This is a genomic window from Ruminococcus sp., assembly GCF_016283395.1.
Genome location: NZ_JAEEMU010000036.1, coordinates 156,139 through 171,820, shown reverse-complemented (window position 1 = coordinate 171,820; position 15,682 = coordinate 156,139). Strand labels below are relative to the sequence as shown.

The following is a 15,682-nucleotide window of genomic DNA, read 5'->3' as shown; positions in this document are numbered from 1 at the left end:
CTATTAAGCCAATGTGTCGCCTTCGGCGAATAATATAAATAATGTGAGCGTTAGCAAACTCTTTCGGCTAACGACTAATGGCTCATTACCGTATTATCTTCCCTATTTCAATTACCGGAAAAAAGGAGTTTATTATGAAATTCAAAGGTTTTATCGCACTGGCATCAGCTGCGCTGATAGCCTTTCCCTCTGCATTATGCACCGACATCAGAACAAAAACATCTGCTGTAAACATAAACTCAGTTACATTCACAAACTTTGACAGCCGCATAAACGGCGGCGAGCCCATACGCGGTGTGGACATATCCTCTGTCATTTCTCTTGAAGAAGCAGGCGTTAAATTCTTCGACGATAACGGAAAAGAGAAGGATATATTCAAAACACTTGCCGACCACGGTGTAAACTATATCAGAGTAAGGATATGGAACGAGCCTAACGACGGCAACGGTCACACTTACGGAGGCGGTCACTCCGACCTTGAAACAGCGGCTAAAATAGGCAAACGTGCCGCACAGTACGGCATGAAGCTCCTTGTCGATATCCATTATTCCGACTTCTGGGCAGACCCTGCAAAGCAGACCCGCCCCAAATACTGGCAGCCCCACAGCCATGAGAAGCTCAAGACCGAGATATACAACTGGACATCATGGGTAGTGAAGTATCTCACCGAAAACGGCAGTGACATCGGCATGGTACAGGTCGGCAACGAGACAGAGTGCTTCTTCTGCGATGAAAAGGATATGTACAAGATATGCGACCTGTTTTCAAGCGGTGAAAAGGCTATACGTGATTTTGACAAGAACATCCTTATCGCCCATCACTTCGCAAACGCAGGAAACGGTCACTTTGGCTGGTACGCTCAGGTAATGAACGAATGCAACCTTGATTATGATATATTCGCCTGCTCATATTATTCATACTGGCACGGCTCACTGGATAATCTGCGTAAGACTCTCACCGATATCGGCAACAAGTACAACAAGTACGTAATGGTAGTCGAGACAGCCTATCCTTACACCGATCAGGACGGAGACAGCTTCGGAAACACCGTAAGCTCAGGCTTAACAGGTGTAGACCTAAGATACCCCATATCCGTTGAAGGACAGGCAAAGGCTCTTACCGATGTATTCCAGACTGTTGCCAACTGCAACGGCCACGGAATCGGCGTATTCTACTGGGAGCCTGCATGGCTTGGAGTTCCCGATATCTCCCGTCAGCAGCAGCAACAGCTCTGGGACAAATACGGCACAGGCTGGGCAACATACTACGCAAAAGAATACAACAAGGACGTGACTGAATCAGGCGGTTCTTCCTTTGATAATCAGGCACTTTTCGATTTTCACGGCAAGCCTCTGGAGTCCCTTGACGTATTCCTCAACATCTACCCACAGAATAAGCCCGCAGTGACAACAACAACAACAACTACTACTACCACTACAACTACGACAACAACATCGACTACTACCACCACAACTACTACAGAGCCTGTACAGACAAAGGATATCATACTGGGCGATATCAACAACGACGAAGTTATCGACGTATATGACGTTGTGGCACTGAGAAAGGCGATCGTTGCAGGAAATAAGTCCGCAGAGCTTGACCTCAACGGCGATAATGAGGTGGGCGTTGCAGACCTTGTGAAGCTACAGCGTTATATCTTAGGATATGCCGACAGTGATCTCACATACAAGACAATTATCGTAAAATAATGGCAAAGCCGCTGCAATTGCAGCGGCTTTTTTTACCCTATTATAATAAGTAGGGGGCGGATAACCCCCCCGAAAAATGATCGTAACAATACACAAAAACAGCTGTCACGATTTGTACAAAACATAAAACTCAAAAAACATTTTTTCAATATTCAATGGTTTTGCATTGAAAAAGTACTGATTTCAGCCCTCTTACAAAAGCTGATTTTTATCCAAGGATAATATCCGCGATATCCTCAGGCTTTTCTGCGATAAATTCCGCACCCTCTGCTTCAAGCTCAGCGCGTCCGCGAAATCCCCAGACACAGCCTATACAGGGGATCCCTGCATTCTTTGCGGTGCGAACATCAACATTGCTGTCACCTATCATGTATACCTCGTTCTCCTCATCGGGAAGAACTGAAAATATCTCGATAAGTATGGCACTGTCGGGCTTTACGGGACGATATTCAACTCCGCCCAGCACCTTCACGAAATCAATATCGGGAAGAAGCTCCCATACTATCTCTCTTGCCACGTCCTCAGGCTTATTCGTAGCCACAGCAAGTATGACTCCGCTGCTCTGGAGCTTCTCCATAGTCTCTTTCATGCCGTCATACAGCCTTGTCTTATCAAGATAATGCTGAGAATAGTACTCACCGAAAAGCTTATGCAGCTCCCCAGCCTTATCCTTTTTTTCCTCGGGAAGCGCACGTTCACAGAGCTTCTTCGCACCGTTCCCAACCATTTTCTTATACGCCTTGTAGTCATGTGCAGAGCAGCCAAGCTTTTCAAGACCGTGATTTACCGCGTCGCCCAGGTCGTAAATAGTATCGGCAATAGTGCCGTCAAGATCAAACACAGCCGTTTTCATACGTTTATTCCCCTATCAGTCCGCGTATCTCATCGGGAGTAAACACGTACTCCTTACCGCAGAAATGACAGCTTACAGAGGTATCCTTTCCCTCGTCCGCAATTGACTTCAGCTCGTCCTTTCCGATACTGATGAGAACTTTTTCTGTGCGCTCACGGCTGCAATCACATTTATAAACAGGTGACGCAGTATCGAGCACATTAGGCTCAAGTCCGTCAAGAAGCATATTTGCTATCTCCTCGGGAGTTATGCCATCGTCCAGCATCTGTGAAATTGGGCGCATATTCGCCACATTCTTCTCAATTGTATCAATACACTTCTCATCTGCAAAAGGCAGGAGCTGAACAAGGAAACCGCCTGCTGCCTTTACAGTAAGGTCGGGATTTACAAGCACACCAAGACTGCAAACAGTAGGTATCTGCTCGCTTGTAGCGTAATAGCTTGCGATATCCTCGGCTATCTCTCCCGAAACAAGGGGGATAACGCCCACATACGGCTCTTTCAGCCCCATATCCTTGACTACGGACAGAGTACCGTCCCTGCCAACTGCGCCGCCTACGTCAAGCTTTCCCTGCGCATTGAGCGGAAGCTCCACAACAGGATTATTCACGCAGCTCTTTACGTTTCCCCAGCTGTCAGCAACTGCGACCAGCTGTCCCGAAGGACCGCCGCCGTCCACACGGAGAGTAACGCTGTCGTTATCGCCTTTTAGCATATAGCCCATAAGGGAAGCTGCTATTGAAAGTCTGCCAAGACCTGCCGTGATAACAGCCGATGTCTTGTGTATGCGTTCTATCTCCGAAACTATATCCTTAGCATCAAGTACCTCTGCGAAAGCCGAACCGTCAGCAGAGATAGCTCTGTATAAATTTCCCATTTTACTTATCCTTTCAATATTTCTGACCGCTTCTGATACATCTTGCGGCATAGACTATACGCTGTGAAGTCTCACAGGGCGGTTCAAGGGTATCATCGCCGTACTTTGCCAGCACTTCAAACCCGCACTCTTTAAGCAGAGCCTCGATATCCTCTTCACTGTAAGCCTTTTCCGAGAAGCCGTCGGAGCTTCGTGAATAAAGCCCGTTCTCCTCGCGCTCGAAGAATTCAAGCTCCATTTTAACTTCAAGGGTATCGGGGACAAGGGTATTCTCCCACACGCAGTAAACGTGTTCCGTCTCATATGTAAAGGTATTGTTTGCCAGTATCTCGCGGTGTTTGTAGGGAGTATTCACATCGAATATGAAAAGTCCGTCCTGCTCCGAGAAGAAAGCCACATTCTCGAACACCTTTTTCACATCGCCGATACTTGCAAGGTGATTGATACTGTCAAGGGCGCATATGGTAATATCCACAGTCCCGAACATATCAAGCTTACGCATATCCTGACATAGATACTGTATATTCAGTCCGCTGTCGAACTTCTTATCAAGAGCTATGCCCAGCATCTCATCGGAGTTATCAACTCCGATAACATCGTACCCCAGACCTGCCATTACCTCGGAGATACTTCCCGTACCGCAGGCAAGATCAAGGAGGATATTCTCCTTTGTGGTCTTGAACTTCTGAATTATGCCGTGGAAAAACTCACCTCGGTGTTTATAGTCTATATTTGCCGTAAGCTCGTCATAGTAACGTGCAAACGCACTGTATCCGCTCATATTTAATCACTCTTCCGTTTTGATTACAGCAAAGGACTGCACCATATAAGGTACAGTCCATGAAAGCATTTTCCTTTGCGCAAAGGCTTATTCGCCCTGCGACTGATCGCCTGTATTTCCGCCTACGAGATTTCCGTTTTCATCGCGTGTCTCTCTGAATGTCTCGGCACCGCTATTATCATAACCCACATATTCTATGAGGATAGTATCTCCTGCCTTGTACTTATGAGTATAGCTTCTCAGTGAGAGCTGATTTTGCTCGTTCCAGTAATAAGCCTTTTCCTCATATTCGATATCGTCTTTTTTCTCAACGGTAATAAGCAGATCCTCAGCGGCATTTCTTGCAAACTCCAGATGTATGCTGTTAAGCTCTGCCCACGCCTGATAGTTGCCGCTTTCCGGGTCATAGTGGTAATACTTACCTGTTTTGTTAAGGTCATCTGGCTTTTCAATTATGAAGATATCAGGATAACCGTCAAAGTCATAATCGTTCTTTATAACAAAATCATTTATGGTCTTTGAAGAGTCCTTCTCTATAGCCTTCTGTATCTCGGCAGTATCTGCACTCAGCACCTGATATGAACGTGCTTGTCCGTCATTGTATTGTCTTGATACATCTATTTTGTTAGGTGTGCTGTTAGAATATCCGAATGAGATAGAGCTGCAATCCTTAGGATCGAATTTCGGAGACTGTGTAGCAGGCTGAGTTGTTGCAGGAGCTGCTGTAGTTGTTGTTTTCTTGGTATTATTGCTCTTCGGAGCAACAGGTACAGCTCTTGTAGTTCCGTAAACTCCGCCGCTGCCGCCGTTTGCACGGGTAACAGCAGACTTCTTTGAACCTGCACTTGTAGTAGTCGTAGTGCCTGATACCTTATTTCCTGCCTTATCTGTAGTAGTTCCCGAAACGATATCGTCATCGGCTTCTGTATCTGTAGTTGAGATATCCTTTGTAGTTCCCTCAACAGTACCCGAAACAATATTTATAGGACGGTCTGTATCCTTTACCTCGCTTACCTTGCCGCAGCCCGTAAGGAGAGCCAGTGCAAGAACAGGTAAGATATATTTCTTCATAATGTCACCTCATAATACCTTTCTTTCAAAAAGCCTTAGTATACTGTAAATTGAAATAGGAAAGGAAAAATGTAGCCGTTAGCCATTAGGCATTAGCCGAAAGAGTTCGCTTACGCTCACATTATTTTAATTATTCGCCGAAGGCGACACATTTGCTAATAGCTAAAGCCTAAAAGCTAAAGGCTGAGATAATACTTCCCTAATTCAATCATTATTTTCTTTCTATCCTGCATCAACGCAGAAAAGGGGCGGAGAAAACCGCCCCTCTGTATTACTTGTTTGCTGCGTCCTTAGCCTTGCAGCACTTCTTATACTTCTTGCCGCTTCCGCAGGGGCACGGATCGTTATCGCCTATTTTCTTTACACGAACAGGCTCATCACTAAAGCTTCCGTCGCCTGCACCTGCATTAGGAGCATCAGGCTTAGCTACTTGCTCACGCTCGGGAGCTTCGTTCTTCTGGAGCTTTACTGTAAGGAGCATACGGATAGTATCCTCACGGATAGACTCTACCATAGCATCGAACATCTCGAAGCCTTCGTAACGATACTCGATAACAGGGTTCTTCTGACCGTATGAACGGAGACCGATACCCTTCTTGAGCTCTTCCATATCATCGATATGAGCCATCCACTTTGTATCAACTACCTTCAGGAGGATAACACGTTCGAGCTCACGCATGATCTCTGCGCCGTATTCCTCTTCCTTAGCCTGATAGATCTCTCCTGCCTTAGTGCTGAGAGCATTAACGATATCTTCCTTGGATACATCTTCGATCTCGCCTTCCTCGAAAGTAAGATCCTCAGGACCGATGAGCCAGCCAAGGAAGTGATCCTTGAGTCCGACAATATTCCAGTCGTCCTTTACCTCGTCATCAACAAGGTATGTATCAACAGTAGACTTGATAAGATCTTCCATCATCTTGAGAATGCTCTCGTGGAGATCCTCACCGTCAAGAACCTGTGATCTCTGCTTGTAGATGATCTCACGCTGAGTATTCATAACGTCGTCGTAGTTGAGGACGTTCTTTCTTACGCTGAAGTTCTGTCCCTCGACCTTCTTCTGTGAGGACTCGATAATTCTTGTGAGCATCTTGCTCTCGATAGGAGTATTCTCGTCAACGTTAAGAGTTCTCATCATATTTTCAAGACGGTCACCTGCGAAGATACGCATGAGGTCGTCCTCAACAGAGAGGAAGAAGCAGCTTTCGCCCTCGTCGCCCTGACGGCCCGAACGTCCGCGGAGCTGGTTGTCGATACGTCTTGATTCGTGTCTTTCTGTACCGAGGATATAGAGACCGCCTGCTTCCTTAACAGCAACAGCCTTCTCCTTAACCTCAGCATTGTACTTATCATAAAGCTCACGGTAGAGCTTTCTTGCTTCGATAACTTCCTGATTATCAGTATCAGCAAAGCCGATAGCCTCTGTGATGATCTCCTCAGGTATCTCGCGCTTTCTCAGTTCAGCTCTTGCAAGGAATTCAGCATTACCGCCGAGCATGATATCGGTACCACGTCCAGCCATGTTGGTAGCGATGGTAACTGCACCGTACTTACCTGCCTGAGCAACGATCTCAGCTTCCTTAGCGTGCTGCTTAGCGTTGAGTACCTCGTGCTTTACGCCCTTTCTCTTGAGCATAGCAGAGAGGAGCTCTGACTTCTCGATAGAAACAGTACCAACGAGGATAGGCTGTCCTTTATCGTGACATTCGATGATCTTCTCGATGATAGCAGCATATTTGCCCTTTTCAGTAGTATAAACAAGGTCGTTGTAATCTATACGGATAACAGGCTTGTTTGTAGGTATAGCGATAACATCGAGCTTGTAGATCTCCTTGAACTCGTCCTCTTCTGTCATAGCAGTACCTGTCATACCTGACAGCTTTGTGTAAAGACGGAAGAAGTTCTGGAAAGTGATAGTAGCAAGAGTCTTTGACTCGCTCTTGATCTTAACGCCTTCCTTAGCCTCGATAGCCTGGTGGAGACCGTCGTTGAAACGACGTCCCATCATAAGACGGCCTGTGAACTCATCAACGATGATGATCTCGCCGTCCTTGACAACGTAGTCTATATCGTTCTTCATAACACCGTTAGCCTTGATAGCCTGATTGATGTGGTGAAGAAGTGTCATATTCTCTGAATCCATAAGGTTCTCGATTCTGAATGCCTGCTCAGCCTTCTTAACACCGCGCTGTGTGATAGTAGCTGTCTTAGCCTTTTCGTCGATGATATAGTCAGCAGTATCATTGATAGACTCCTGATCTACCTTATCGTCCATTTCAACAACAGTAGTTGAAGTAAGTGTCTTTGCAAAGCGGTCAACAATAGCATAGAGATCAGTGGACTTATCACCGCGTCCCGAAATGATAAGAGGAGTACGTGCCTCGTCGATGAGGATAGAGTCGACCTCGTCCACGATAGCAAAGTTAGGAGCACGCTGAACACGCTCTTCCTTGTGAGTTACCATGTTATCACGGAGATAGTCGAAACCGAGCTCGTTATTTGTAGCATAGGTTACATCGCAGTTATATGCAGCACGACGCTGATCGTTGTTGAGACCGTGAAGGATACAGCCTACTGTAAGTCCCAGCCAGCGGAGTACCTTACCCATTTCCTCAGCCTGAGTCTTTGCAAGGTAATCGTTAACGGTAACGACATGAACGCCGAGACCTGAAAGCGCATTGAGGTATGAAGCAACACAGGCAACGAGAGTTTTACCTTCACCTGTCTTCATTTCAGCGATACGTCCCTGGTGAAGAACGATAGCACCGATGATCTGAACAGGATAAGGCTTTTTCTCAAGAACACGCCATGCAGCTTCTCTTACAGTAGCAAGAGCCTCGGGGAGTATATCATCGAGAGTTTCGCCGTCCTCAAGTCTTTCCTTAAATTCGGCTGTTTTAGCCTTGAGCTCTGCATCTGAGAGCTCCTGATACTCTTCATCCAGTTCAAGAACTTTATTTTTAATAGGTTCGATACGCTTTAATTCACGGTTGGAATAAGCGTTCGCGCCAAAAACGTTTTTGAATAAACCCATTTTTGTTTTCCGCCTTTACATTATAATAGTGTAGGTCTTGATAGTATAAATACACATAATATATTTTACAACAAATGGCTCTGTTTGTCAATACCCACGTAGCATTTGGTTAACAACGTCTGATTTCGGCAGATTTTCGGCATTTATCCCATCTTCTCCACTTCCGAACAGCAGGAATTGAACATATCCCCCAATTCGTTAATGGCCTGTATAAAAACAAATATCCCTAAAATAAGGACTATCAGCAGGATCATCAATACGATCTTAAAGATACGTATGCCTTTATTATCTTTGCCGGGGCTCGTTTCAGAGGTATCTTTAAAAGCTAAAAATACCCATATACCAATCACCGCTAAAGTTACTGCCCCAATATAAATGATCTCCATATTCCACCTCTGCTTATCCGTGCTTCTGAGTTTCGTGCAGCGCATCAACAAAGGGATCGAACAACACAAACATTGCATCTGCAATAAAACTCCAAACCATATAACCGACTAAAAAGAGCGAAGCAATAATAAGTCCTATAATGATAAATGCTTTTATTTCACTCCTGAATTCTTCCTTTAATCTGCTTTTTTCGTCAGTTTCTTCATTTTCGCTGATTTTGTCATCATAGCCATTACCTGACAAAGCAATAATTCCTATTATCGAAATAATTATGATAAGCAAAAACAATAACATTTTCCATACCTCCTGTCTTACATATAAACCAAATCAGTGCCTTCTGCTTACAAATGGCTTACATGAGTCAAGGTCTGATATGAAGAACTTTCCGATGATGTAGTATATAAATATAACACCTGCCGCAATGATGATGAAAAGCACAGCTCTTTTCAGCCTTTCATGGTCAATATTCAGGCTTTCCAGCACAAATGCGATAAATACAAACACAACAACAACTGCCACGGTTATCAAAAATGCAACAAACATAAATATATCCTTTCCTTAACCTATTCTTCCGACACCCTCGGCTGTTTCGCAGCCAAGATCAAAGCACTGACCGAATGCTTCAGCCATTGCCCGAAGTGCCAGATATATACTGCCCAAAGCCAAAGCAATAACTATCAGCATTATTGCTCCCACCAATTTAGCTTTCTGAGTTTTATCATCGCTGTAATCAACAGCCAGACGTATTCCAAGTATCATCAGAATTAACGCAAAAAACATGATCATATAAAAGCTCCTTTCACTTTGACCTAATTTTACTGTCACAGACAGAAATACCAGCCATGCACCAATAATAATTGCCGCTATACCTATCAGGATTATCGCTCCCACCAATTCAGCCTTATTATTTTTATCATTTGAGTAATCAGCAGCCAGCCATATTCCAACTATCAATAAAATTATCACGAATAATGCGGTCATAAATATTCTCCTTTCGCATTACCCTATTTTTCCAATGCCTACAATACAATCATCACAGGATTTAAGCCAGCCAAACACTATACACCCCAGTATCAGCAAAAACACACTGCCTATTATCCACCCTATCCGCAGCAGGTCCCAAAAACTGAACCATGCGCAGTACTCTTTATCCACAGGTAAATTATACTAACACAAATTATCAGCGAAACAGCAAATATGACCTTTCCTTTGATCTTTTTCTTCGGATCTTCCGAATACCAGCCCCAGTCTATGCCAAATATCAGCATTATCATACCGCCTAAAAAGATCATTACCGTAAACATATCAATACAATTATCCATATCTTTTCCTTTCTCATCTTAAACCATGCTCATATGAGCTCCCTGTGTGATTATAATACCATTTTGTCAACACTTCCACAAGATATCGTTTGTCACTATCTCAGTGACATTTGTCATTTGTTATTGCAAATATACTGTAAAATGTGGTATAATAATGTTTGAATCTGGGAAGTATTATCATCCAGCCCTTGCACTTAGCCATTAGCCTTTAGGCATTAGCTATTAGCCAATGCGTCTCCTTCGGCGAATAATTTAAATATCATGAGCGTAAGCGAACACTTTCGGCTAAGGGCTCATGGCTAACGGCTTTATTACGCAGTAATTATCTTCCCTATTTCAATTTACAGTAATGATACGGTGATCAATATGCTTATGATATCAATGACAAATACCGAAAAAAAACAGCTCCACGGCTACGCTCACAAAATGCTGAGAGAAGCCCTGAAGCTCAGAAATATAAACTACACCGAAGATACTCCCATAACCAAAAACAAAATGGGCAAGCCCTCCCTTGCAGAGCGTCCCGATATACATTACAACCTTTCCCACGCAGAGGGCATCGCCGCTTGTATGATATCAGACTATGAGTGCGGAATTGACTGCGAAAAGGTCAGGGACTTCCGTCCGAATGTGGTAAAACGGGTATTTTCAGAGAATGAGAAAGCAATGTTCGAGAATACTCCCGACAGCGAAAAGGCTCTGCTCTTTTTCAAGCTATGGACTCTCAAGGAAGCCTATGTAAAGGCTATCGGCATCGGTATCTCCTACCCTATGAACGAAGTTGAATTCAGCTTTTTGGGAACTGATATAGTCACAAACATCGAAAACTGCCGTTTCAGACAGTATATCATCGGCGAAAAACGATTTGTAGTATCCGTATGCGAAATAATAAAACAAAATTAACGCTAAGCCATGTCATTTCGGCAGGATTTCTGTGGAAAATGTCGTTTTCAAACTGTCTCAGATGTGCAAAATCCATAAAATAAAGAGTGAAATTCGGTCAAATCGGGAAAAATTCCTTTATACCCTTGCATTGCCGCCGATTTTAGGTTATAATAGTAGTAAGCTTCTTGTTTGATCCATTCGCGTTTCACCAGAAGTATTCCACAAATCGGGAGGCTGATACTATGTTCGATAAAACCATGACGTTCTCAGTTAATGAAGACAGGGAAGCAGAGCTGAAAAAAAATCTCACTATTATCTACGACGCTCTCACTCAAAAGGGATATAATCCTGTCAATCAGATAGTAGGCTATATCCTTTCAGAGGATCCTACATACATCACAACATACAACAATGCAAGAAGCCTTATTCGTCACATCGACCGTGACGAGCTTTTACAGGTGCTTGTAAGATCATATCTGAATGCATAATTAATCAGTGATTAGTTAAGGGACGACCTATGGTCGTCCCTGTTGTTTTATATGTGCAAAAAGGCGGATCAATGATCCGCCTTTTTCATTCTGCTTTTTCCGATTTGTCTGCTTTATCTGCTTTTTTACCGCCGTATGGCTCAAAGCATATGTTAAGGTCAACATTGCCCTCGATACCGGGAACATTTCCCGAATTCGAGTACTGCCAGATCTTAAAGTCATAGTAATAGGACGGCTTGTCACTGTATTCTGCAAGCCAGAAGTCGTAGTCCTTGACTCTCGGTATATCAAGCTTGTGCATTGCTGTTGTCTTGTTCTGGTATACCATAGGAGTATATCCCGAATCCTTTATTCTTTCGCAGAACGATACGCAGCAATCCGCAAGTGCTTCCACGCTCACATCGTCTGTACGTGCAGCATCTCCCGATACAAGCTCCCAGTCATAAACTACAGGGTATGTGATATCATAACCGCTGAGTGCATCTATGATAGCATCAGCCTCATCAACTGCTTCATCTGCTGTAGTTGCCTGCGAGTAGAAATACGCTCCGACCTTTATGCCCTGTGCAAGAGCTCCCTCGATATTGTTTCTGAACTGTTCATCATATGTAACAACACCGCCGCCGTATGTACGATAGCCAACACGTATTATGGCAAAGTCGATACCAGCCTGCTTTACCTGCTCCCAGTCGATCTCGCCCTGGAATTCCGAAACATCTATGCCGTTTTCGGAATTAACTTCGCCGTTTTCCGTATAATAAGCATATCCGTTCCTCATAGAAATATTATTGACATCGACAGTACTTGCAGGAACATCTGCATAAACAGGTACGAATACTTCTCCAAGCGAGCTGTCATGCATAAGCAGCTTCTTGCCGTCAAGCTGGTAAAAAGTCTCTTCCTTCTCAATTACCGCTCTTCTGCGCACATCAGTTCCTTTTGATTTGGAATTTGCAGCAACTGCATCATCTCTGCCGCGTATAAACGCTATCCATATCAGCGCGATCGTTAGTATAAGTATAATTACCGCTTCAAGTATAGCAATGCTCTTGAAACGTATCCTTCTTCTGGGTTCTGACATTGTTTCCTCCATTTTTATGTTCGTTTTTTGTCTGTAAGTATATAATATCATATTTTTCTCTGTTTGTAAACATTATTTCACTCTTAAAAAATAACAGTTTTGTCATATAACGTTTTTTCACAGAATTTTCAGCAACTGTCTGTTGACAAAAATGCTTTTTTAGTATAAAATCAAAACAAGATAAATTATTTTTACCATATCATTATCAATAAGGAGGATATTATGGATTACACTTACAAAACAAATATGGTCTGTTCACAGGAAATAAGCTTTCACATAGAAGGCGATGTTATCACCAATATATCGTTCGTGGGCGGCTGCAACGGAAACCTAAAGGCTATCTCAAAAATACTTGACGGCTGGACCGTTGAACAGATAGAGGCTAAGCTCAAAGGTAATACCTGCGGCAGGAGACCTACTTCCTGCGCAGATCAGCTCTGTCTCGCTGTCCGCGAAGCATATGAAAAGCAGAAAAACGCATAAGCTCAAAACCTGATAGTATCAGTAAAGCTGCTTCTCATACCGAATGATATCGTTTTGATATATGTACTATCGTTCAGAACAATAAAAATGTAACAACAACGGGAGCTAAAAAAGCTCCCGTTGTTTTATTTCTTCTGATCCAGATAATCATTTATCCCCGAAAAAAGCGTAAATGCCACCTTTGAACGGTACTCCTCCGTATTCAGAAGCGAAGCCTCATCGGGATTGGACAAAAAGCCGCATTCCGCCATAACTGTAGGATTATTGCTGTAATAACAGAGAAAAAGCTCCTTTCCGCACAGCTTTATCTCCCTGTCATTATCAGGCTGCAAAAACTCCCTGAACTTCCCTTGCAAAGCCCTTGCAAGGGCTTCGCTGGTACTGTTGCTGCCCGAGTAAAACATCTGTGCTCCGCTGTATTTCGGATCTGTGAACTGATTCTGATGTATTGATATACACACAGCATTATCGCTCTCGTTGAATATGGCAAGTCTGTTATCCATATCCGAGCTTTTCTGCGCTGCTATACCCTCCACTCCTTCGTTGTGTATCGATCTGTCAGTGTCTCTTGTTACCCTGACCTCAAATCCGTTTACTTCAAGCAAATCCCTAAGCTTCAACAATATATCGAGGTTTATCCCTTTCTCAGGAACTCCTTCGGCAGAGGTACAGCCGCCGTCTATTCCGCCATGTGGTGGATATGTCTTAACTACAGTCATAAGATCTATCCGCTAAGCAGCTTCGATTTTCCAAAATAACAGCATACCTCTACAGCTTCCAGTGTATATGTATTTCTCGCGCGCCGCTCTCGCAGGTCTCCCCTATCTCGATATATTCGATGAACTCGTCAGCAATAATACGGTCAAGCTTATCGAAGTGGGTAAACTGCCCAATCAGAGCCTTCTGCACCTCGGCATTTTCCTGACGTTTTCGGCAGTCCGCTATCTGTTGCCCGAGCTCTGCTATCTGCTCCGTGAGATCATTCTCCTCATCGCTTAGGCTCTGTCTGAACACAGAGTAGTCCCCGTCTGACAGCATTCCGTCAAGCTTGTCCTTGTACATTTTCAAAAGGCGATCATTAGCTGTTTTCTGCCTTGCTTCAAGTGTACAGAGCCTGCGTTCAAGCTCCCTTAGCTGCTCGGAGTGGATATCCGTGAGCTGTATCTCATCAGCTTGGCAGAACTGCTCAACGACAGCGTTAAGTTCAACGAGAATATGCCTTTCAAGGACAAGACCGCTGATACTTGATCTGTTGGGACAGTTCATTGCACCTGTCTTGTAAGTTGCGCATTGCAGTCCGTAGTACTTTATAGTCTTAGCCTTGTTATAATAAATATTACGCTTCATAGGTCGTCCGCAGCAAGCACATCTGACCTTTCCTGACAGCGGAGAGAGCTCCTGCGAACACTTTTCTGCTCTAACATTGCCGTTAATACGTTCCTGTGTACGTGACCATGTTTCAGTGTCTATTATAGCCTCGTGTGCATCGGGAATACGGACCCATTCAGACTGCTCCACTTTCTTTCGCTTCTTGTTTTTGTAGCTGATGTGGTGGGACTTTCCTTGCACAAGCGTACCCGTGTACATTTCATTACGCAAGATCCTTGCAACAGTAGACTGCGTCCAAAGTCCCTTGGCATTACTCGTATCGGCATTGAGATTAACATACTTTGAACCCTTCTGACGCTTGTACTCTGACGGACTTACGATGCCGTCGGCGTTCAGCCGCTGAACTATTCTGCGGTAGCCCTCACCGCTGACGTACATATCGAATATAAGCCGCACAACAGGTGCAGTTTCTTCGTCTATAACAAGATGATGTTTTTCTTTTGGGTCAATAGTATAGCCATATGGAGCAAAAGAGCCTATGAACTGTCCCTGCTCACGTTTATATGCGAGAGTACGCCGAATTTTCGAGGAAATATCCTTTACGTACATCTCGTTGTAGGCACTGGTGAACAGCCGCATTGTGGAATAGCTTTCGCTGTCTGTATCTGCATTGTCGGCGACTCCGATGAAGCGTATCCCCCACTCTAAAAACCTGTCGTTGATAAACTGCTCGATAACCACTGTATCGCGTGAGAAGCGGGACTGGTCTTTGCACAGAACAATGTCGATTTTTCCGTTCTCGCAGTCCCTGAGCATACGGTTGAACTCGGGACGGGTGCGGTCAATGCCGCTGCAGCCGTCGTCAACGTAGATGTCAAAGATCTCCCAATCACGCTCGTGACAGTAGTCACGGAGCATTGCCTTTTGATTTTGTATGCTTGCGCTTGAGCCGTTCTTCGCTTTGTCCTTGTCTTCTATGGACAATCGGCAATATATAGCCACTTTAGGCGTTGACCTCACCTCCTTCAATGTGCTGCACTTATTATCAGCAAGCTTTACTGAGCTGACGATTTATAAGCTTTTCGATCTTTTCAGTGACAGCTTTCCGCAAGTGTTCAACATTTGGTGATTTATAGCTGTTTTTAATATATATTCTCTCCTTCATGGTACTCCCCCTTTCCTTGAATTATATGCGGTCAGACAACGCTATATTACCGCTTGATCTGTGTCTGCGTTTATCGTAAACATAATTGCAGAACAATTAATATCAATGGAACAGCAGTTGGCTACGTACCGCCTTTTTTAGCAAAAAATGATTTGACATTTCAGAATAAAAATGATAGCATGAAAAGAGGATATGTTATTTCTGAATTTGATTT

Annotated in this window: 17 protein-coding genes; 4 read left to right on the top strand and 13 right to left on the bottom strand. The window is 44.0% G+C overall.

What is annotated here, in order from left to right; genetic code table 11:
- Positions 1 to 134: 134 nt before the first annotated feature.
- The gene (locus QZZ41_RS05690) at positions 135 to 1,712 is read left to right on the top strand and encodes a glycosyl hydrolase 53 family protein (protein ID WP_295069375.1); all 1,578 of its coding nucleotides are present in this window, start codon (positions 135 to 137) and stop codon (positions 1,710 to 1,712) included.
- Positions 1,713 to 1,920: 208 nt separating this feature from the next.
- On the opposite strand, the gene QZZ41_RS05685 is transcribed toward QZZ41_RS05690, so the two are convergent.
- The 10 genes from QZZ41_RS05685 to QZZ41_RS05640 all read right to left on the bottom strand — a co-directional run bounded on the left by QZZ41_RS05685 (position 1,921) and on the right by QZZ41_RS05640 (position 10,037).
- Complete coding sequence (locus tag QZZ41_RS05685; RefSeq protein ID WP_295069373.1) at positions 1,921 to 2,565, bottom strand: HAD family hydrolase; 645 nt, start codon at positions 2,563 to 2,565, stop codon at positions 1,921 to 1,923.
- Positions 2,566 to 2,569: 4 nt separating this feature from the next.
- A complete protein-coding gene (gene hslO, locus QZZ41_RS05680; RefSeq protein WP_295069370.1) occupies positions 2,570 to 3,442 on the bottom strand; it encodes an Hsp33 family molecular chaperone HslO in 873 nt (290 codons plus the stop codon).
- A 13-nt stretch (positions 3,443 to 3,455) separates the two neighbouring features.
- Positions 3,456 to 4,223, bottom strand: a complete 768-nt coding sequence (locus QZZ41_RS05675; RefSeq protein ID WP_295069367.1) for a class I SAM-dependent methyltransferase — start codon at positions 4,221 to 4,223, stop codon at positions 3,456 to 3,458.
- 87 nt (positions 4,224 to 4,310) lie between these two features.
- Positions 4,311 to 5,294, bottom strand: a complete 984-nt coding sequence (locus tag QZZ41_RS05670; RefSeq protein WP_295069365.1) for a hypothetical protein — start codon at positions 5,292 to 5,294, stop codon at positions 4,311 to 4,313.
- A 271-nt stretch (positions 5,295 to 5,565) separates the two neighbouring features.
- Positions 5,566 to 8,328, bottom strand: a complete 2,763-nt coding sequence (gene secA, locus QZZ41_RS05665; protein WP_295069362.1) for a preprotein translocase subunit SecA — start codon at positions 8,326 to 8,328, stop codon at positions 5,566 to 5,568.
- Positions 8,329 to 8,471: 143 nt separating this feature from the next.
- Positions 8,472 to 8,714, bottom strand: a complete 243-nt coding sequence (locus tag QZZ41_RS05660) for a hypothetical protein (RefSeq protein WP_295069358.1) — start codon at positions 8,712 to 8,714, stop codon at positions 8,472 to 8,474.
- A gap of 13 nt (positions 8,715 to 8,727) precedes the next feature.
- The gene (locus QZZ41_RS05655) at positions 8,728 to 9,009 is read right to left on the bottom strand and encodes a hypothetical protein (protein WP_295069355.1); all 282 of its coding nucleotides are present in this window, start codon (positions 9,007 to 9,009) and stop codon (positions 8,728 to 8,730) included.
- A 33-nt stretch (positions 9,010 to 9,042) separates the two neighbouring features.
- Positions 9,043 to 9,258, bottom strand: coding sequence for a hypothetical protein (locus tag QZZ41_RS05650; RefSeq protein ID WP_295069353.1), 216 nt, complete (start codon positions 9,256 to 9,258; stop codon positions 9,043 to 9,045).
- A gap of 15 nt (positions 9,259 to 9,273) precedes the next feature.
- Complete coding sequence (locus QZZ41_RS05645) at positions 9,274 to 9,696, bottom strand: hypothetical protein (protein ID WP_295069350.1); 423 nt, start codon at positions 9,694 to 9,696, stop codon at positions 9,274 to 9,276.
- A 122-nt stretch (positions 9,697 to 9,818) separates the two neighbouring features.
- Positions 9,819 to 10,037 carry a hypothetical protein gene (locus tag QZZ41_RS05640; RefSeq protein WP_295069349.1) on the bottom strand — a complete coding sequence of 73 codons (219 nt, stop codon included), beginning with the start codon at positions 10,035 to 10,037 and terminating at the stop codon, positions 9,819 to 9,821.
- 366 nt (positions 10,038 to 10,403) lie between these two features.
- Between QZZ41_RS05640 and QZZ41_RS05635 the strand changes: the two genes are divergently transcribed.
- Together QZZ41_RS05635 and QZZ41_RS05630 are read left to right on the top strand one after the other, a co-directional pair.
- Positions 10,404 to 10,940, top strand: coding sequence for a 4'-phosphopantetheinyl transferase superfamily protein (locus tag QZZ41_RS05635; RefSeq protein WP_295069346.1), 537 nt, complete (start codon positions 10,404 to 10,406; stop codon positions 10,938 to 10,940).
- A 224-nt stretch (positions 10,941 to 11,164) separates the two neighbouring features.
- Positions 11,165 to 11,410: an IreB family regulatory phosphoprotein gene (locus QZZ41_RS05630; protein WP_028516792.1), complete on the top strand. Its 246-nt coding sequence runs from the start codon at positions 11,165 to 11,167 to the stop codon at positions 11,408 to 11,410.
- 85 nt (positions 11,411 to 11,495) lie between these two features.
- Here the strand turns inward: QZZ41_RS05630 and QZZ41_RS05625 are convergent, their stop codons facing one another.
- Positions 11,496 to 12,491, bottom strand: coding sequence for a glycoside hydrolase family 25 protein (locus QZZ41_RS05625; RefSeq protein WP_295069342.1), 996 nt, complete (start codon positions 12,489 to 12,491; stop codon positions 11,496 to 11,498).
- Positions 12,492 to 12,713: 222 nt separating this feature from the next.
- Between QZZ41_RS05625 and QZZ41_RS05620 the strand changes: the two genes are divergently transcribed.
- A complete protein-coding gene (locus QZZ41_RS05620) occupies positions 12,714 to 12,974 on the top strand; it encodes a TIGR03905 family TSCPD domain-containing protein (RefSeq protein WP_074717319.1) in 261 nt (86 codons plus the stop codon).
- A 125-nt stretch (positions 12,975 to 13,099) separates the two neighbouring features.
- Here QZZ41_RS05620 and QZZ41_RS05615 read toward each other — a convergent pair whose 3' ends face one another.
- Positions 13,100 to 13,693, bottom strand: a complete 594-nt coding sequence (locus QZZ41_RS05615) for an N-acetylmuramoyl-L-alanine amidase (protein ID WP_295069339.1) — start codon at positions 13,691 to 13,693, stop codon at positions 13,100 to 13,102.
- 49 nt (positions 13,694 to 13,742) lie between these two features.
- A complete protein-coding gene (locus QZZ41_RS05610; RefSeq protein ID WP_295069336.1) occupies positions 13,743 to 15,305 on the bottom strand; it encodes a recombinase family protein in 1,563 nt (520 codons plus the stop codon).
- Positions 15,306 to 15,682 lie beyond the last annotated feature (377 nt).